Source organism: Vibrio sp. L5-1, from assembly GCF_021728315.1.
GTDB classification, from domain to species: Bacteria; Pseudomonadota; Gammaproteobacteria; order Enterobacterales; family Vibrionaceae; genus Vibrio; species Vibrio splendidus_K.
Map to the genome: position 1 here is coordinate 719017 of NZ_JAKKCQ010000003.1, position 20435 is coordinate 739451.

Consider the following 20435-nt stretch of genomic DNA (forward strand, 5'->3'; position numbering starts at 1 on the left):
GTGAACAGCCTAATCACTGGCTGAGTAAGGGAGGAGTGAACTATACATAGGTAAAGGCGTAGCTTGTTCTTACTAATCGTATGACATTTAACGTATGTTATTTCATCAATAGACGGTTTTTTAGGTGGCATATAGTTCCTGTAAGTACAAAGCGTGCCCCATATTTTCTCGTAAAGTGAACCCCCGTCACAACTTGCGTCTAACCATCAAATCAATGCCCTAAAACTATTGCGAAACGAGAAATACGTAGTTATTATAATGAGCATATAATCATACAATACTATATTTGGAGTTTGAACATGACTAAACCTGTAATCGGTTTCATTGGCCTAGGTCTTATGGGCGGCAACATGGTTGAAAACCTGCAAAAGCGCGGCTACCACGTAAACGTAATGGATCTAAGCGCTGAAGCTGTTGCTCGCGTTACAGACCGCGGTAATGCGACTGCATTCACTTCTGCTAAAGAACTCGCTGCGGCAAGTGACATTGTTCAGTTTTGTCTTACAACTTCAGCTGTTGTTGAAAAAATCGTATACGGCGAAGACGGTGTTCTTGCGGGCATCAAAGAAGGCGCAGTACTAGTAGACTTCGGTACTTCTATCCCTGCTTCTACTAAGAAAATCGGCGCAGCTCTTGCTGAAAAAGGCGCGGGCATGATCGACGCACCTCTAGGTCGTACTCCTGCACACGCTAAAGATGGTCTTCTGAACATCATGGCTGCTGGCGACATGGAAACTTTCAACAAAGTTAAACCTGTTCTTGAAGAGCAAGGCGAAAACGTATTCCACCTAGGCGCTCTAGGTTCTGGTCACGTAACTAAGCTTGTAAACAACTTCATGGGCATGACGACTGTTGCAACTATGTCTCAAGCTTTCGCTGTTGCTCAACGCGCTGGTGTTGATGGCCAACAACTGTTTGATATCATGTCTGCAGGTCCATCTAACTCTCCGTTCATGCAATTCTGTAAGTTCTACGCAGTAGACGGCGAAGAGAAGCTAGGTTTCTCTGTTGCTAACGCTAACAAAGACCTTGGTTACTTCCTTGCACTTTGTGAAGAGCTAGGTACTGAGTCTCTAATCGCTCAAGGTACTGCAACAAGCCTACAAGCTGCTGTTGATGCAGGCATGGGTAACAACGATGTACCAGTAATCTTCGACTACTTCGCTAAACTAGAGAAGTAATCGACGTACGACCTCGCTAGGGTATCGCTTGTCTTCTAGGCGGCGATACCTCAGCGAGGTTCGTTTTTATCTGCCATATCCAATCCTTTGTTCTCTGTTTAAAATCTTCTACTTCTACTTCTACTTCTACTTCAATTCCCTCAGCTACACCTTATCAAAACTCTGTTTAACTCTGTTACTGCCTCAATTCCTATTTTTTCTATATCTATATCTATATCTATATCTATATCTATTCTAACGGCAAGTTCAAAGCCTTCTAGCACCCACTCGTTCACTCACTTTTCCTCGCAAGCTTAAACCAGTGCACTTAACTGACTGTTAGCGATGGGTTAAAACGACTCGTATATTGGGTCTGAAAAGAAAGTAAAAAAAAAGCCCACACAGCTGGTGACTGTGTGGGCGTATTCGGACTAGCCGTCTGGAAAAACCAATGAACGAGACAAGTAAAATAACGATTAACGAGATCCCCCGACAGTCTCTACATTAAACGTGTTCAATGACCTTAAAGCGCGTTGCTTCAATTACCACTTTGAATTGCACAAAAGCATCCAGAAATAACTTAAGTTATGATTCAAGTACACCATACATTAGGGGTTATTGTATTACAAATAAATCTAAAGGTTGAATGCCTTTAGTGAATGGTTGGTTAGTGAAAATGTGACTTAAGGCTCACTTTCTAGTCAGTGAATCGAAATTGATATTAATAATTTGATTAGAAGCATTATCGGCGAATTTATTTGGTTGTTATTTAAAAGTCGATCATTTTTCGTGATTTACTTGCTCTTTCCCAATCGCGTTAAAAGCCAAGACTCATAAATGATACCTATGTCACAGGGTGGTTTTAGCCAGTTTTAATATGTCAATATCGCTCACAGAAAGTTTCGCTAATTAAACATACAATATTAATTAAAGTAATGGTTGTGACGATGAATCGGCATGAACAAGTTTCGCTTCCCGTATCTTCGAAAATGTAAAAAATGACCATTTCATTCGGATGAAAATAATAGACATAGGTTGATATGGATGATGAGTTTTATGAATTCAAAATTGTCTCTAGGGTTTAAAGGAAAATTGATTTTAATGGTGGCGATCGTCAGTTCTAGTGCGTTGGCATTTACGAACTGGTTTACGCTTGACTTAGCAGCAGACCAGGTAAACCAAACGATTTATAACGAGATTGACCACTCGCTAACGATAGAAATCAATCAAATAGAAAGTACCGTTCAGCGCACTATCGATACCGTAAACTCTGTCGCACAAGAGTTCATGAAATCCCCATACCAAGTGCCTAATGAAGCGCTTATGCATTACGCAGCCAAGCTCGGTGGCATTGATAAAATCGTAGTTGGTTTTGACGACGGCCGTTCTTACACTTCTCGTCCGTCAGAGTCTTTCCCTAACGGTGTTGGAATCAAAGAAAAGTACAATCCAACCACTCGACCTTGGTATCAACAAGCGAAATTGAAATCAGGCTTATCTTTTAGTGATCTGTTTTTCACTAAGAGTACTCAAGTGCCTATGATTGGTGTGACGTACTCATACCAAGATCGCGTCATCATGGCCGACATACGTTTTGACGATTTGGAAACGCAGCTTGAACAGTTGGACAGCATCTACGAAGCCAAAGGTATTATCATCGACGAGAAGGGCATGGTGGTCGCTTCAACAATCGAAAACGTACTTCCGCAAAGCAATATATCTTCCGCAGATACGCGGATGAAACTCAACAGTGCCATTGAACAGCCTGATCAATTCATTGAGGGTGTGATTGATGGTAACCAGAGAATATTGATGGCCAAGAAAGTGGATATTGGCAGCCAGAAAGAGTGGTTCATGATCTCTAGTATTGACCCTGAGCTCGCGCTCAATCAGTTGAATGGCGTGATGTCGAGTGCGCGCATCCTTATCGTGGCTTGTGTGCTTGGCTCGGTGATATTGATGATTTTGCTTCTAAATCGTTTTTATCGCCCAATCGTGTCACTACGCAAAATCGTCCACGACCTATCTCAAGGTAACGGAGACCTGACTCAAAGGCTTGCTGAGAAGGGGAATGATGACTTAGGACATATCGCCAAAGACATCAACTTGTTCATTATCGGCTTACAAGAGATGGTTAAGGATGTGAAATATAAGAACTCGGATCTCGATACCAAGGTACTGAGTATTCGCGAAGGCTGTAAAGAAACCAGCGACGTACTGCAAGTTCATACTGATGAAACGGTTCAAGTGGTCTCTGCGATTAACGGCTTGTCTGAAGCATCGAATGAAGTAGAAAAGAGTTCTCAGTCCGCGGCAGAAGCAGCAAGAGAAGCGGCTGTGTTCAGTGATGAGACTAAACAGATTAACACCGTGACGGAAACCTATATCAGTGATCTTGAGAAGCAAGTCTGCACCACTTCTGATGATATTCGCTCAATGGCCAATGAAACGCAGAGCATCCAGTCTATTGTGTCTGTGATTGGCGGGATTGCGGAACAAACTAATTTGCTGGCATTGAATGCGTCAATTGAAGCGGCGAGAGCGGGTGAACATGGTCGAGGTTTCGCGGTGGTTGCTGATGAAGTCCGTGCGTTAGCCAACCGAACGCAAATCAGTACCTCTGAAATTGATGAAGCGTTATCTGGCTTGCAGTCTAAATCAGATGGTTTGGTTAAATCGATTGAGTTGACCAAAAGTAACTGTGAACTGACTCGCGCTCAAGTGGTTCAAGCTGTAAACATGTTGGCGAAGCTAACCGAGCAGATGGAAACAGTAAGTCGTTTCAACAATGACATTTCGGGTTCATCTGTTGAGCAAAACGCCCTTATTCAGAGCATTGCTAAGAACATGCATAAGATTGAAAGCTTTGTTGAGGAACTTAATAAGCTAAGCCAAGATCAGTTGACTGAATCAGCAGAAATCAAAACACTTAACGGTAGCGTTAGTGAGTTGATGAGCAGCTTTAAGGTTTAATCTTTCTAATATTTATATCTAAAAATCAACATACTAAGTTTAGTTGTTGATCTGAGAGCCACTCATTAACTGTCGAGTTTAGAGTGGCTTTTCTGCGTTGTTCTTGAATCTAATTCTACGCAATATCCGTTAATTTCACTTCATTTGCCGTATCTCACATTCTGATAAATAGATAATTGACATAAAATAGTACAAATATACATTATCACTCTACTCTTATGGATAAGTGAGATAAATGTGAATAAGCCAATCATCATCGTTGCGCTCGCTTCGCTCACATACGGCTGCGGTGGAAGCAGCTCAAGCGATAGCAATGACTCTTCTGATAACACCAGTCCAGGTACTTCTTATGGTGTTGTTGCGCCTTATGAGATTGCTAAGTATCAAAACATCCTCTCGAGTTCTGACCTTCAGGTATCGGATCCTAATGGCACAGAGGGTAATAAAACTTCTGAAGTTAAAGGTGGGGATTTCGATGGCTACATCAGTGATTATTTTTACGCGGATGAAGAGACGGAAAACCTAATCTTCAAAATGGCGAACTATAAGATGCGTTCAGAGGTTCGTGAGGGAGAAAACTTCGATATCAATGAAACTGGTGTAAGACGAAGCCTGTATGCGGAAATAAGCTTACCTGATATCGAACATGCAATGGCGAGTTCACCCGCTGATCATGATGAAGTGACGTTGCTACAGATACACAATAAGGGCACTGACGAGAATGGTACGGATTATATCCCTCATCCGCTATTGCGTGTAGTTTGGGAGCAGGAACGAGATGGCCTCACAGGTCACTACTGGGCGGTCATGAAAAACAATGCCATTGACTGTAGCAGTGCTGCTGACTCTTCGGATTGTTACGCCACTTCATATAATCGCTACGATTTGGGAGAGGCGGATCTCGATAGTTTCACCAAGTTTGATCTTTCTGTTTATGAAAACACCCTTTCGCTCAAAGTGAACGATGAAGTTAAAGTCGACGAAGACATCACCTACTGGCAGCACCTACTGAGTTACTTTAAAGCAGGTATCTATAATCAATTTGAAAATGGTGAAGCTACGGCCCACTTTCAGGCTTTGCGATACACTACAACACAGGCCAACGGCTCAAACGATTGGGATATTAATGATTGGAAGTTGACGATTCCTGCGAGTAAAGACACCTGGTATGGAAGTGGGGGTGACAGTGCGGCTGAACTAGAACCTGAGCGCTGCGAATCGAGCAAAGACCTTCTCGCCAATAACAGTGATGTCTACGACAGCGATATTGGTCTTTCTTATTTCAATACCGATGACGGAAGAATGCACTTTAGAGCTGATATGGGATATGGCACTAGTACACAAAACTCTAGCTATATTCGTTCTGAGCTCAGGGAGTTGTATCAAAGCAGTGCTCAACCGGATTGTAGCACCAGCGATGAAGATACAAGTTGGTATTTGGAGGACACTAGAACGAACGCTACCAGTCACGAGTTAACCGCAAGCTTACGAATTGAAGACTACCCGAACATCAATAATCAAGATCCAAAAGTGGTAGTTGGGCAAATCCATGGTTGGAAGATCAATCAAGCATTGGTGAAGTTGTTATGGGAAGGAGAGAGTAAGCCAGTAAGAGTGATACTGAACTCCGATTTTGAACGCAACAACCAAGACTGTAACCATTGTGACCCATTCAGTGTCGAGTTAGGTACTTATTCGGCAAGTGAAGAGTGGCGATATACGATTCGCGCTGATCAAGACGGTGTCTACTTGGCGACTCATGATTTAGATGGAACCAATACTGTTTCTCACTCAATCCCTTGGGGACAAGATTACCCAGATAAAAATGGGGACACGGTCTCGTTGACGTCAGATTGGACATCGACAGACATCGCTTTCTATTTCAAAGCGGGCATCTACCCACAATTTAAGCCTGATAGCGACTATGCGGGTGAAGTGTTTGATGTGAGCTTTAGTTCTCTAAGAGCAGAGCATCACTGAGTTCTCTGATGTTTGATTAGCCATGTCGGTAATGAAGAAGACCATATTGATTCCTAACAATGTGGTCTTTTTTTGTTTTTGGACACTTACAGTGATGTGTTTGTAGGGACAAATGTTCTGCTTGAACCCTGCAAATACATACGATTACAGCTCGCTTGCTCTGCCCTTGCTAGCTCATTTCGCATTCTAAATTCTTATATATTGTCTTTTATCAATAGGAAATGTGATCCAGTTAAAGTATGGAAAAATCGGAAAGTGTTCCTAGTCTCATTTATCCAACGAAGTGTTTTATTTGTATTATAAGATTACGTAATATTTTCATGTTATCGCAAATACTGATAGGTGAATCGCCTTATAGCTCGTGTTTGCTGATTTAGCTTTCACTTACGAACGCTGTCTTTGTATTATAATAATGGATTAAATATGAAACAAATTACTCTAAAAACTTTACTCGCTTCTTCTATTCTACTTGCGGTTGGTTGTGCGAGCACGAGCACGCCTACTGCTGATTTTCCAAATAACAAAGAAACTGGTGAAGCGCTTCTGACGCCAGTTGCTGTTACCGCTAGTAGCCATGATGGTAACGGACCTGATCGTCTCGTTGACCAAGACCTAACTACACGTTGGTCATCTGCGGGTGACGGCGAGTGGGCAACGCTAGACTATGGTTCAGTACAAGAGTTTGACGCGGTTCAGGCATCTTTCAGTAAAGGTAATCAGCGCCAATCTAAATTTGATATTCAAGTGAGTGTCGATGGCGAAAGCTGGACAACGGTACTAGAAAACCAACTAAGCTCAGGTAAAGCGATCGGCCTAGAGCGTTTCCAATTTGAGCCAGCAGTGCAAGCACGCTACGTAAGATACGTTGGTCACGGTAACACCAAAAACGGTTGGAACAGTGTGACTGGATTAGCGGCGGTTAACTGTAGCATTAACGCATGTCCTGCTAGCCATATCATCACTTCAGACGTGGTAGCAGCAGAAGCCGTGATTATCGCTGAAATGAAAGCGGCAGAAAAAGCACGTAAAGATGCGCGCAAAGATCTACGCTCTGGTAACTTCGGTGTAGCAGCGGTTTACCCTTGTGAGACGACCGTTGAATGTGACACTCGCAGTGCACTTCCAGTTCCGACAGGCCTACCAGCGACACCAGTTGCTGGTAACGCACCGAGCGAAAACTTTGACATGACGCATTGGTACCTATCTCAACCATTCGACCATGACAAAAATGGCAAACCTGATGACGTTTCTGAGTGGAACCTTGCAAACGGTTACCAACACCCTGAAATCTTCTACACAGCTGATGACGGCGGCCTAGTATTCAAAGCTTACGTGAAAGGTGTACGTACCTCTAAAAACACTAAGTACGCGCGTACAGAGCTTCGTGAAATGATGCGTCGTGGTGATCAGTCTATTAGCACTAAAGGTGTTAACAAGAACAACTGGGTATTCTCAAGCGCGCCTGAATCTGACTTGGAGTCGGCGGCGGGGATTGACGGCGTTCTAGAAGCGACATTGAAAATCGACCACGCAACAACGACAGGTAATGCGAATGAAGTAGGTCGCTTTATCATTGGTCAGATTCACGATCAAAACGATGAGCCGATTCGTTTGTACTACCGTAAATTGCCAAACCAAGCAACGGGCGCAGTTTACTTTGCACACGAAAGCCAAGACGCGACCAAAGAGGACTTCTACCCTCTAGTGGGCGACATGACGGCTGAAGTGGGTGAAGACGGTATTGCACTTGGTGAAGTGTTCAGCTACCGCATTGACGTTAAAGGCAACACGATGACTGTTAGCTTAATGCGTGAAGGCAAAGACGACGTTGTACAAGTCGTTGATATGAGCGAAAGCGGCTACGACGTTGGTGGCAAATACATGTACTTCAAAGCGGGTGTTTACAACCAAAACATCAGCGGTGACCTAGACGATTACTCACAAGCGACTTTCTACCAGCTAGACGTATCGCACGATCAATACAAAAAGTAATCTAACCGAATAACACTTAATACTAAAGCAATCGCAATAGCCTCCAGTCTCAGGGTTTGGAGGCTTTTTTGTGTCTATTGTTTGGGCGTAATATTATGATTTGATTAAGTAAAAGTAGGGAGGCTATCAGTTACACAGAATTTGGGAGATTATCATCAAGCTCATTCATTATTAACTTGAGTCACTATCAGTTTTAGTCACCATTAACCCCCCAAGCGCCGATCACCATTAACCTCGATCATGATTAATCTCAGTTACTAATAGGCCAACTTGTCGCGAATTCAAACCCAAATAATGTCGTGATGTTTATCGAAATCACCATAGCTCGAAAACTTTGACCTCGTTCTCAAGGCTTTGCCAATGCACGAACGTATTATTGTGCGTGGTCTACTTATAAACGTTAGCTCGGCTGACTACTCCCGTACTGTTCTTGAAACCGTCACTTTTGGGTTGTTTAGTAAGACTCCTAGTAACAGCCATAAATAGTGCTTTAACTTTTTCATAATTAGAAGGGTAGGGTTAGCCATCACTCTATTAGCTCTTATGCTTTATGAAATACATAGGTAGGTTTAAGTCGATAATCAAACGACTCTAACAGCTCACGGGTATGCGCTTTAGCGTTAGTTATTTGCAGGCCGTAAATGCTCTGATTGTAATGGTACGGTGACGCTGAATAATAATTTGTTGGATAAGTGTAAAGCTGAGGGTTTTTATCTATATATGATAGATACAGGGCTTTGAAAGGGCTAAATAAGTAGGGAGGACAGAGTGATAATTTGCACTACAGTTATTCTAGTTTGGAATTGGAGATAATCAGGGATATTGACTTGTTAAATGTAAGCGCATCATACCTCTGTATTCTAAAGAATCAAAAAGCCATAGCAGTTGCTATGGCTTTGGATAAGTCAGGTTCTAAGATAAGAAAACAGCATGTCAACTTGTCTGTTTTGATATTTTTAGTCTTAGTTCAAGATATTTTCTTTACCTGTCGCAGTGTTCACGGCAGATGGTTGTGCGTAGATGGCTGTATTTCTTATATCTTCACCGTTGTCAGCTGAAAGTAGGGTCTTGTAACCATTGAACGTATTGCTTTCGATAGTGACATTACAGCTAAGGTTGTTATCACTATTCTTTATGACGGCACTGCTAGAATCACCAACTTTAATTCCGCCCACATCACTACCACCAGATTTAATAGTGAATGTATTGTTTGTGATTTGTGAACCAAATCGCGCGTTGTTACTGCTACAGTTAATACGAATTGCATTATTTTGGATACTGCCACTTAAACCGACAAACTCGCTACTATCTAATGTAAAGTAACCTCGAGAGAATAACCAACTTGCTTTTTTCTCGCCCAGATCATCTCCGGTAATGCCGTTTGCATCGAACTTTAGGTTTTCAAGTGCTACAGGATCTGAATCTTTACCAATTTTACCAATGATGATCGCACCAGTTTCATTATCCGAAGTACCTGCTGACTCTCTACCAAAACATCCGGCCAAATTATCATTGGCAAAAGTCATGTTTTTGATACTAGCACCGGGTGCAGTGACATCAATACAAGCATCTCCGGTAATTGTTACCAAACTAGCACCATCAAGTATAACGGCTTTGTTTAACTCGATAACGCCAGTATCAAAGGTACCTTGAGATGATAGTTCAATAATCGCGCCATCTTCTGCTGATGCAATCGCAGCGTTCACATCATCGACTGATTTAGGCTTTCCATCATCGGCATTTTCTAATGCAGTTATAACAGATTCATCTGTAATCTCTGTTGCTGAGTAAGCTGTTTCTACGTCATCTTTTTCACAGGTCATATCTAGCTGTTGCTCAGTCACTGTGTAAGTACAGTCCTTACCTTCAAATGAAACAACACCTTCTTCTTCAGCAGTATATATTGAACTCTCAAAAGTGAAGCCATTAGCTACGTCTCCACTGTAAATGCTTAGAGCACGAGTACCTTCCTCATTATTATCAAAGCGATATGGTGAAGTTCCGCTGAGTGACTGTGCAGCAACAGCACCACCTGTCAGATCCCAATAGACGTTTTCTATAGAGTAAACTTCAACAGGTTCAACAGGTTCAACAGGGTCGGTTCCGCCTGGGTCTGTTGGAATAGGTAAACCATCACTGTTACAACCGAATAATAAACCTGTCGAAAGAGCGACAGCTGTAGCGACTTTAGAAATTTGCATAAAATATTCTCTTTATGATATTAAATCCATATGTAAATCACATAAGAAATAGATAATGAATAGTCGTTAAATATTTATTAGGACGAAGCTAATTCTGATTAGAACATCCTATTATTTAAAATAAAGTAATTAAAATATGCCCAAATAAATTACAAGAGGAGAGGGCTATTTTATATTATGGCTATTTTATTATTAGAATGAGTAAGCAATACCAACACGGTATTTAGCTTCACGATCTTTTGAAGATGAACTGATATCAGAAGACCAGATTTCAGCAAAAGGTTTCCAAGAACCGAACTTGTAGTTTACTTTTAAGCCAGCATCCCATTCCCAGTCATCACTATTATAAAGAAGTACGTTATCCAAAGATTTTACATAGTTTGCTTCGTAAGAAAGGCCAAGCTTAGGTAGAGATTCAATTTTGTAAGAGCCCGTCAGTGTAACTTTAGACTTTTGAGCTGATTCTAAACGCTCGCCAGTTTCAGAATCTTTGTCACCAAATTGTGTGTGGTTGCGGAAATCAGCATATTCATGACGGTAACGAATTGCGGTCGTTAAACCCATGTCTGCTTTATAACCAACGCGGAACTGAGGTTTGAACGTAACCTTCTTCATCTTCCAATCGCCATCGTTAGCATTAGGCTCATCCCAATCCCAGGCAATAGGCATACCCATTTGTAGATACCAATTATTGTCTATTTTGTATGTCGCAGTGTTATCGATCTCCATACCATAGATGTACCAATTGCCATCATAAAAACTCTGGCTGTTTGCTGATTTAACAGAACCTGAATCTTCATCATAGTAAGAGTCATCACCGTGGAACTTAAGTTCTAGACCAGTAGAGTGCTTCCACTTGTCTGACAGCTTAAAGCTTTCACCTAGCTTAACTCGGTGTTGATGGCGAGCGTCTACGTGAGCCGTATCACCATTAGTCTTTGTATAATCCGTCGCAGCACGATACTCGTAACGATAATCAAGAGATGCACCAGCAGCTGTGCCCGCCAAAAGAGTACATGCAACAGCTGCAGCAATTTTTGTAACAGAATTCATACCTTTGTCTCACTATTATTTTTTTATTTTGGATACATCCAATGTACCCCTGATTCACAAACCAACACCTTACATGGTATTAAATTAATGTATGACAAATATGGTATTTATTTCTAGGGTAGATTTCTGTGAGATCTATCAAAAGTTCCGACTAATGGCCTATTTATATAGCTAAATGTTATGAATATCTCAATTTAAGGCTTGCCAATCAAATCAATCATGACTCAGTTCTCATATTAACAAACCTTGTAAGCTCAGTTATATGTATGTGTTAAAATAATACAAATATAAGGATGTTCCCACGCTTTCATATCGATGTTCTAGTTATTGTGGTTTAAACATAGCGGAGCATGTTGAGGGATATAGATATAAACCACCGTCAAATGTTTGGTAAAAGTTAAAAGATGGCGAAATGTAAATTCTATTTATTTATTGATTGGTTTATTTAAGTCGAAGAGAAAATATTTAGTACTAATTCGTGTTCAAAAGTAGTTTTTGTGCTGAGAGTGTACTCAGTATCTGTTAACAATAAAGGATGAGTCATGTTTAAGAAAAACATATTAGCAGTGGCGTTATTAGCGACTGTACCAATGGTTACTTTCGCAAATAACGGTGTTTCTTACCCCGTACCTGCCGATAAATTCGATATGCATAATTGGAAAATAACCATACCTTCAGATATTAATGAAGATGGTCGTGTTGATGAAATAGAGGGGGTAGCCATGATGAGCTACTCACATAGTGATTTCTTCCATCTTGATAAAGACGGTAACCTTGTATTTGAAGTTCAGAACCAAGCGATTACGACAAAAAATTCGAAGAATGCGCGTTCTGAATTACGACAAATGCCACGAGGCGCTGACTTCTCTATCGATACGGCTGATAAAGGAAACCAGTGGGCACTGTCGAGCCATCCATCAGCAAACGAGTACAGTGCGGTTGGCGGTACACTAGAAGCGACACTAAAAGTGAATCACGTTTCAGTTAACGCAAAGTACCCAGAAAAATACCCAGCGCATTCTGTTGTGGTTGGTCAGATTCATGCTAAAAAACACAATGAGCTAATCAAAGCTGGAACCGGTTATGGGCATGGTAATGAACCACTAAAGATCTTCTATAAGAAGTTTCCTGACCAAGAAATGGGTTCAGTATTCTGGAACTATGAACGTAACCTAGAGAAAAAAGATCCTAACCGTGCCGATATCGCTTATCCAGTGTGGGGTAACACGTGGGAAAACCCTGCAGAGCCGGGTGAAGCGGGTATTGCTCTTGGTGAAGAGTTTAGCTACAAAGTGGAAGTGAAAGGCACCATGATGTACCTAACGTTTGAAACCGAGCGTCACGATACCGTTAAGTATGAAATCGACCTGAGCAAGGGTATTGATGAGCTTGACTCACCAACGGGTTATGCTGAAGATGACTTCTATTACAAAGCGGGCGCATACGGTCAATGTAGCGTGAGCGATTCTCACCCTGTATGGGGGCCTGGTTGTGGCGGTACTGGCGATTTCGCTGTCGATAAAAAGAATGGCGATTACAACAGTGTGACTTTCTCAGCGCTTAAGTTGAACGGTAAATAGCACGTAGCATAACCAATAGGCTAGCTAGACGCAGTCCTTAAGGAATACTTTCGAAGACCACTTAACCGAATGTTGAGTGGTCTTTTTGTTTTATATGAGCTTTAAGATGACCTTGGTATTAATGTGACCTTGGTGACAATTTGACCTTGGTATCAAAGAGGGTGTACCTGAAGCCTACCAATGAAAAGTACAGCTAAAACAAAACAACCTTGTCAAAAGACAAGGCTGTTTTAGAAAGTTCGAGTAAAGCTCTGATGGCAATTAGATACGGAGTTTAGTCATACATCAACTCTTTGGCTTTGTCGGCATCAAACTCTTTAAGAGACTTACGAGCCAAGTGACGGAATGGGAAAGCTTTAACTATCTCTTCGAATGGTTGGATAGCAAACGCCCAAAAGATAGAACCGTCTAATCCAAAGATGATCAATGCACATAATGGGATTGAAATTACCCATTGACCAGTAAAGTTGATTTTGAAGACCGCGGTTGTTTTTCCTAGTGCTCTCAATACATTTCCATGAACTGTGTTGTAGCCACGAACAATCGGTAAGAAGATGTAGAGCGGGGCGATAACGGCCAATGCTTGATACGTAGATTCGTCCAAGTTCGGGTAAATGTCACCAATCACCAGACTTAAGCCAGCGAACAAGATTGCACACACAAAAGAAATGACTACCGCAATATCAATACTGGTATCGACGTTTTTGACTAGGTCATCCATCTTTTTAGAGCCAATCGCTTGGCTGATAGTAATCGCGGAAGAGTGAGCCCAAGCAGTAATAAATTGAGAGACAGCCCTGATCCAAGGCATCACCAAAGTAATCGCAACATACGCGTTGATGTTAAGTTGCGAATACAGTAACTGATAAATCGTTGCGCCAATCAATAGCATGGTTACATTTGCTGCGACAGGGAATATCTCGATAAAGTGACGACGAACGTTTGTCATGAACTCAGATCGCTGGGCGTCTAATTTGAGTGAAATTGCTGAGCTCAAATACACGCAAAGAACCAGATACACAAGTCGAAGGGTGATAGCAATAACACTGCCTAGCGCGGCGCCTTGAACACCAATACCTTCGAAATTTGAAAAGCCGTGAATGAGTCCATAAGAAAGTACAGCGTTGATCGGCAATTCAATCAAATACCCTTTAAACGGTATTTTGGTTCTTCCTAATGCATTAAATAGGGCGATAATCACTTGCGTTAATGCTGTGAAAATGACGAGATACTTTGAGATATCAAGGTAGTGGCTAATTTCTAGGTAAAGGGCTTTATCGTCGGTTAAGGCTTGAATTAGAGGCTGTTCTAAAAAGGTGAGCAGAAACCAAAATATTGTCGCGATACCTAAGTTGATGAACAGACCTGCCCAAAACGCTTTGGATAATGAAGCGGTGATGCCAGAACCCACGGCGCGGCTCAATACTAGCTGAGTGCCGTTTGCCAGCGCCATTTGAATACCGAGTACAAAGGCAACCATAGTCGTCGCAATTCCCATGGCAGCCAAAGGTATTTCACCAAGAGGAGAAACGAGCAGTGTATCGATCATCAACATCGACTGCATCAATATACCGTTTAGGGCTAGGGGCCAGGCGAGAGAGAAATTTTTCCTTACATACGATTGTGTAGACACAAACAACACCTTATGTGTGTAACCGTAAGTTTTCTCTGAGAGGACCCGAGTTCAACATTTAAAGATGAAACACTACGGTAATGGATGGTTAAAAATGGGTGCTAAAACATGACTGACTCGTGTATTGGGATACACGAGTCAGTCTGGTCAATCTCGGTTATGCGATGGCTAATTCAACCCTAGACAGCTTTTGGTTTTCATCATCAAGTAAAGCTTGAGAGGCTATTCGAGCCTGATTCGCATTGCCTGACATAATCGCATCGTATATCGCTTTGTGCTCTTCTAAACAGAAGCGACCGCCTTCGGCAGAGTGGTCGATAAACTGTTTGAAAATTGTCGAAAGAATGTTCGCGAACGGAATGTAAAACTGGTTACCCGTCGATAAGAAAATCGTTTGGTGAAACAGATGATCGTTGGTTGTCCACTCTTGATAATCAAAGCCGTTTGCGGCAATGGTCATCTTTTGGAAAAGGATCGAAAGCTCTTTGCGTTGCTCTACCGTAGCGTTGGATGCCGCAAGCGCACATGCTTCTGGGTCAATCGCTTTTCTTAAGCCCAAGAATTGAGATAAGAAGGGTTTGGTGTCTTCTAAATCTTGGATCCAATACAGTAATTGAGGATCTAAAAAGTGCCATTGCGTTCTTGGTTTGATACGAGTGCCCACTTTAGGCTTTGATTCAATCAACCCTTTTGCTGAAAGCAGCTTAGTGGATTCTCGAAGGGCAGTTCTGCTGACTCCAAAGATCTCGCACAACTCCATTTCGCTAGGTAACTTCTGATTTTCTTTCAACTCGCCAGACAAGATTTTGCGAGCAATTTGTCTCGCGACTTGGACATGAATTCGGCGGCTTGAATCTTCCACCAATGTAAATATTGACATTTAAACCACCTGAAATTGAAACTTTGAAAACAAAAAAAGCCAGACGAATCTGGCGCTTAGTGTCAGTGTATACGTCTAATATAGTGTGAGGTTTTCCCTCATCTACTTGGGTCTGATGACCTTTTTAAGTGTGACGGTCTTAACGACTTTATATAACTTAACGATTCTATATAACTTAGTGAGCTTATATTAGTCAGCTAGCTAGGGCGTTATTTGTCCGCCGTTAACATCTAGGATTTGCCCTGTGATGTACCCGCTGCAAGCGTGCGATGCAAAGAAAGCAAATGAAGGGGCAACTTCATCAATATTGCCAAAGCGTCCCATTGGAATGTTGTTAGCAATGGTCGCTTTCAGATCGTCGCTTTTGCCATCGTGAAATGCGGTGTCGATAGTGCCCGGTGAAACAATGTTGAAACGGATATTGTCTTGCGCGAACTCTTTTACCCAATTGCGGTGAATGTCGTGTAACCACGCTTTAGATGCGGCATATACGCCAGCACCCACACCACCGCCTTCGCGAGCGGCAATAGAGCCCGTGCTAATCACACACGATGTTTGCCCCGATAGAGCAGCAGATGCACGCAAGTGTGGGATGGAGAACTTAGTTGTCATCAGCGCGGATCGAACATTCAGGTTCATCACACGCTCATAAAACTCGTCATCGATATTTTCTAGACTTGCACGCCCACCAAGGCCACCTGCGTTGTTAATCAACACATCCATGCCGCCAAAATGGTCGGTGAACTCTTTGACTAACCTTTCGCACTCTAATGTGTCCATTAGGTTTGCAGGAAAAAACGCAACATCGCCACCCAATGCGGTGAGTTCGGTGAGAACGTCATCGACTTTTGGGCTGAAAGCACGACTATTGATGCCAATCTTTGCGCCGTACTTTGCAAAAATGCGTGCAGTAGCTAAGCCCATACCAGCAGTAGAGCCAGTAATTAAAATGCGTTTGCCTTTTAAATCGTTAAACATCAGAGTCGCCTATATTGTAGATTATTTGCGTTAATAAATCATACAATAACACTTGCTATATTCAAGAGTGTTCATCTAAAAACTGATCATTACCGACATAAATAGTGAGAGTAAGAGTGGTTTTGTGAGTTCACGCATACAAAAAATGTGTAAATAAGAACTATTTGTATGAATAAATGGGTGTGTTTGGTTTGATGAGCTTAATACTTATAAGATTGTCAAAATAATGCTCTAGCCTATATTGGTAGTGACCTCACGTTATTCTTATACTGAGTTGGTAGAGATATAAATCAGTGTTATAGTACGAATTAAATAATACATATCTAATAAGTAAGTAGACACATGGCTGGTCATTTCAATTCTATTTCAGGCTCTAAGCGAAGCCTTCATGTGCAAGTTGCACGTGAAATCGCTCGTGGTATTTTGTCGGGCAATTTGCCTCAAGGTTCTATTATCCCTGGTGAAATGGCTCTGTGTGAGCAATTTGGTATCAGTAGAACAGCATTAAGAGAAGCGGTTAAGCTTCTTACTTCAAAAGGCCTATTAGAATCTCGCCCTAAGATTGGTACTCGTGTTGTTGACCGCGCGTTCTGGAACTTCTTAGATCCACAATTGATCGAATGGATGGACGGTTTAGCTGACACCGACCAATTCTGCCATCAGTTTTTAGGCTTGCGCCGTGCCATCGAACCTGAAGCTTGTGCGTTGGCCGCTAAATTTGCGACTGCGGATCAACGAATTGAATTATCAGAAATTTTCCAAAAAATGGTGGAGATATCTAGCGAAGAAATTCTTGATAAAGAGCGTTGGCTAGATATTGATATGAAGTTCCATAGCCTAATCTTCAACGCAACAGGGAACGACTTTTACCTACCATTCGGCAATATCTTAACGACTATGTTTGTTAACTTTATTTCTCACTCTTCTGAAGAGGGAAGTACTTGCATTGAAGAACACCGCCAAATTTATGAAGCAATCATGGCGGGGAACAGTGATAAAGCGCGTCAAGCGTCAGCGAGTCACTTGCTAGAAACGAACCACAGGTTACCAATCGCTAGTTAATGGTTTTAAAAAGATTTTTACTTTGAATCTTTGTTGGAATGAGTTCATTGGAACTAAAAGGCACACCAGGAAAGCACGTTTGATACGTGCTTTTTTTGTATTCGAATTTGATGAAAACCTGACCAGTGTCCAATATTTAACCTATTCTTTGCTGTTTTGTTAAAACCACTAGCAACCAGTCTCGTTAGTTATATAATAATACTAATCAAATTATTGCGAGTGTGATTATGCCTCAGTCTTTATTACCAAATATTCTTCAGTTTATCGGTCAGATAGACCCTTTCGATAAGATCCCTAAAGAAGCGCTGCGTGAACTTGCCTCTAATGTTCAGATAACTTACCTCGGCAAAGGGGATGTGGTTGATCTGTGTGAATCGGGCAAGGAAAAGTCGCTCTATATCATTCGAACTGGCTCTATGGAGCAACGAAAATCGGACGGTGTGCTTCGCGCACGTCTAGGTAGCGAAGACTTGTTCGGTTTTACATTCTTAGATTCTGAAGTTAACGACGAGAAAGGCTACAGAGCCATCGCAATTGAGAACACCTTACTTTATGTGATTCCACACTCGGCACTTCAAACGCTTTTCAAAGCCTTTCCAAGTTGCGCAGAACACTTCGCTTCACAGGCGCAGGTTCGCTTAAAGTCGGCATTGGATGTGGTGTGGTCAAATAAAGAGAAAGGCCTATTCATTCGTAAAGTCGAGGAAGTAGCAAGCGGGCAGGTGGCCATTGTTAAGTCTGAGCAAAGCATCCAGTCGGTTGCGGTTGAAATGCTTCATCAACGCTCACCGTGTGCGGTGATCTATGAAGGTGACACCATTGTTGGTTTGATCACCGACCGAGACATGACTAAGCGAGTGATCGCCCACGGTGTCAGCACTGATAGCCTGATCTCAGAGGTAATGACACACTCTCCACTCACAGTGAAGCCGGATGATTTAGTGCTGCATGCTGCATCTATAATGATGCAATTCAATATCCGTAACTTGCCCGTCGTGAAAGAGAATAAGGTCGTTGGTCTTCTCACCACGTCTCACTTAGTTCAAAACCACCGTGTCCAAGCGATCTTCTTAATCGAGAAAATCAAATACGCGGGCAGTGTGAAAACCATGTCTTCGTTTACCCCAGAGCGACAAGCTATTTTTGAAGCGCTGGTGGAAGGCAAGGTAGCACCGGAAACCGTCGGTAAGGTAATGACCATGATCATGGATGCCTACACCCGCCGATTGATTCAGATCGCGATTGATAAGTTAGGCCCACCACCGTGTGATTTCTCTTGGATCGTAGCTGGCTCACACGCGCGTAACGAAGTTCACATGCTGTCGGATCAAGACAGTGCGATTGTACTGGCTGATGATGCGACAGACAGTGACCGTATTTACTTCAAACACTTAGCGATGATGGTGACCAACGGGTTGGCAAGCTGCGATTACCCGTTATGCCCAGGTAAATTCATGGCAGCGACGCCAAAATGGTGTCAGCCACTCAATGTTTGGAAGCACTACTATAAAAAATGGGTCGCAAACCCTGAGTACGAACGCCTACTCAACATCAGTGTGTTCCTAGAGATCCGTACTATTTATGGCAACAGTGAGTTCGAAGGCATTCTTCGTGATGAGCTGCATACCAATATTCGCGGCAACCGTGAGTTCCTAAGTACGCTCGTGAAAGATGCGGTCAATACCAATCCACCTTTGGGTATCTTCAACAGCTTGGTGTTAGAGAAATCGGGTGAGAACAAGAAAACCTTGAACGTGAAGAAATACGCCATCAACTTGATTATTGATTTAGCACGTATTTATGGCCTTGCTGTAGAGTGCGACTTGTCGGCCACTGATGAACGTTTCGCTGCTGCCAATGAAAAAGGCATGCTGAGCGATGACGCATTTAAGAACATTCTGGGTGCTTACCAGTTCATTCTCTCTTTCCGATTTGGTCATCAACTTGAAGCGCTGAAGAACGGGGATGTGCCTGACAACAACATCAACCCAGACAGTTTTGGTAGCTTTGAACGTAAGCACTTGAAAGATGCCTTTAGGATCATTGCTGATCTCCAAGAGGCGGCGAAGATTCGTTTCGGAGCGCGCTAATGAGAGCATTGTTAAATTATTTTCATCCGCTTGAGCGAGTCAAGCGCAAGCGAAAACAATACCTAAACACGGTTAAACTGCCTGAAGCACTACACGATCTTGTTGAACAGCCGTGTCCAGAGATGGCGGACTTGGCCAAAGACAGTGACTATATCGTGTTGGATCTTGAGACCACGGGTCTAGACAGCGAACAAGATCTGATTCTGTCCATGGGTTGGGTCGATGTGGTCAAGGGGCGAATAGACTTAGCGTCCGCCAAGCATATTTACCTGGATAACGATTCGCAGATCAACGCCGAAACCGCCGTGATCAACCATATTACGCCGCAAATGTTGGAAGAGGGCGCTTCTATTCATGATGCGATGCTGACGTTCTTCGAAGCAGCGAAAGGCAAGATTATTGTCGCGCACGCGTGCATGGTTGAAGAGAGGTTCATTAGCCAATATCTTCTTCGCTGCTACGGTTTACGAGCGATTCCTCTGCTTTGGCTAGACACATTGTGTATCGAAAAGAGTATGGAGAAAGCGATCAGCAACCATCAAGAAGTGGATTTGACTCTAGCAGGCACTCGCCAAAGATACGGGCTTCCTGAATACAACAATCATAATGCGCTTGCTGATGCAGTATCAACTGCAGAATTGTTTTTAGCTCAACAAAAGAGAGTTGTGCCTAACGATGACGTGACCGTTGCATTTCTCTATCGGATCAGTCACTAGAGTTAGGAGCGTTAAGTGCTCGGCTCTTATTTGAACGAATCGATTTGAAAGGAAAAAAAGCCAGCGATTAAGCTGGCTTTTGTTTAGGTCTAAGAAAACTAGGACAGTAATTATCTTAGATTATTTATATAGCTATC

General features: G+C 42.4%; 13 protein-coding genes. 8 read left to right on the forward strand and 5 right to left on the reverse strand.

The features are described 5' to 3' along the window. The first annotated feature begins 299 nt into the window (after window positions 1-299). From L3V35_RS15515 to L3V35_RS15530, 4 genes are all read left to right on the forward strand, one after another. Complete coding sequence (locus L3V35_RS15515; protein WP_004733521.1) at window positions 300-1181, forward strand: NAD(P)-dependent oxidoreductase; 882 nt, start codon at window positions 300-302, stop codon at window positions 1179-1181. Window positions 1182-2261: 1080 nt separating this feature from the next. Beyond that, on the forward strand, window positions 2262-4133 hold the full coding sequence (locus L3V35_RS15520; protein WP_237300286.1) for a methyl-accepting chemotaxis protein: 1872 nt from the start codon (window positions 2262-2264) through the stop codon (window positions 4131-4133). 237 nt (window positions 4134-4370) lie between these two features. Further along, window positions 4371-6113 carry a polysaccharide lyase family 7 protein gene (locus L3V35_RS15525; protein WP_237300210.1) on the forward strand — a complete coding sequence of 581 codons (1743 nt, stop codon included), beginning with the start codon at window positions 4371-4373 and terminating at the stop codon, window positions 6111-6113. Window positions 6114-6536: 423 nt separating this feature from the next. Next, entirely contained in the window at window positions 6537-8105 is a 1569-nt protein-coding gene (locus tag L3V35_RS15530) for a polysaccharide lyase family 7 protein (protein WP_065204768.1), read from the forward strand. Between the two features lie 962 nt (window positions 8106-9067). On the opposite strand, the gene L3V35_RS15535 is transcribed toward L3V35_RS15530, so the two are convergent. Further along, window positions 9068-10306 carry a hypothetical protein gene (locus L3V35_RS15535; protein ID WP_237300211.1) on the reverse strand — a complete coding sequence of 413 codons (1239 nt, stop codon included), beginning with the start codon at window positions 10304-10306 and terminating at the stop codon, window positions 9068-9070. A gap of 192 nt (window positions 10307-10498) precedes the next feature. Further along, window positions 10499-11359 (reverse strand): oligogalacturonate-specific porin KdgM family protein, encoded by an 861-nt coding sequence (locus tag L3V35_RS15540; protein WP_004733526.1) that lies wholly within the window; start codon window positions 11357-11359, stop codon window positions 10499-10501. A 542-nt stretch (window positions 11360-11901) separates the two neighbouring features. On the opposite strand from L3V35_RS15540, the gene L3V35_RS15545 reads away from it, so the two are divergent. After that, the gene (locus tag L3V35_RS15545; RefSeq protein ID WP_054547414.1) at window positions 11902-12939 is read left to right on the forward strand and encodes a polysaccharide lyase family 7 protein; all 1038 of its coding nucleotides are present in this window, start codon (window positions 11902-11904) and stop codon (window positions 12937-12939) included. Between the two features lie 274 nt (window positions 12940-13213). Here L3V35_RS15545 and L3V35_RS15550 read toward each other — a convergent pair whose 3' ends face one another. From L3V35_RS15550 to L3V35_RS15560, 3 genes are all read right to left on the reverse strand, one after another. Beyond that, window positions 13214-14581 (reverse strand): MATE family efflux transporter, encoded by a 1368-nt coding sequence (locus tag L3V35_RS15550; RefSeq protein ID WP_114633648.1) that lies wholly within the window; start codon window positions 14579-14581, stop codon window positions 13214-13216. 148 nt (window positions 14582-14729) lie between these two features. Continuing rightward, window positions 14730-15452, reverse strand: a complete 723-nt coding sequence (locus L3V35_RS15555) for a FadR/GntR family transcriptional regulator (RefSeq protein ID WP_004733529.1) — start codon at window positions 15450-15452, stop codon at window positions 14730-14732. 201 nt (window positions 15453-15653) lie between these two features. Continuing rightward, window positions 15654-16430 carry an SDR family oxidoreductase gene (locus L3V35_RS15560; protein WP_004733530.1) on the reverse strand — a complete coding sequence of 259 codons (777 nt, stop codon included), beginning with the start codon at window positions 16428-16430 and terminating at the stop codon, window positions 15654-15656. A gap of 342 nt (window positions 16431-16772) precedes the next feature. Here L3V35_RS15560 and L3V35_RS15565 point away from each other — a divergent pair, with 342 nt between their 5' ends. The 3 genes from L3V35_RS15565 (at window position 16773) to L3V35_RS15575 (ending at window position 20298) form a co-directional block, all read left to right on the forward strand. Continuing rightward, the gene (locus tag L3V35_RS15565) at window positions 16773-17492 is read left to right on the forward strand and encodes a FadR/GntR family transcriptional regulator (RefSeq protein ID WP_004733531.1); all 720 of its coding nucleotides are present in this window, start codon (window positions 16773-16775) and stop codon (window positions 17490-17492) included. Between the two features lie 227 nt (window positions 17493-17719). Further along, entirely contained in the window at window positions 17720-19582 is a 1863-nt protein-coding gene (locus L3V35_RS15570; RefSeq protein WP_171313004.1) for a DUF294 nucleotidyltransferase-like domain-containing protein, read from the forward strand. Further along, window positions 19582-20298, forward strand: a complete 717-nt coding sequence (locus tag L3V35_RS15575) for a 3'-5' exonuclease (RefSeq protein ID WP_054547418.1) — start codon at window positions 19582-19584, stop codon at window positions 20296-20298. The genes L3V35_RS15570 and L3V35_RS15575 overlap by 1 nt, the downstream gene beginning before the upstream one ends. The last annotated feature ends 137 nt before the right edge of the window (window positions 20299-20435 follow it).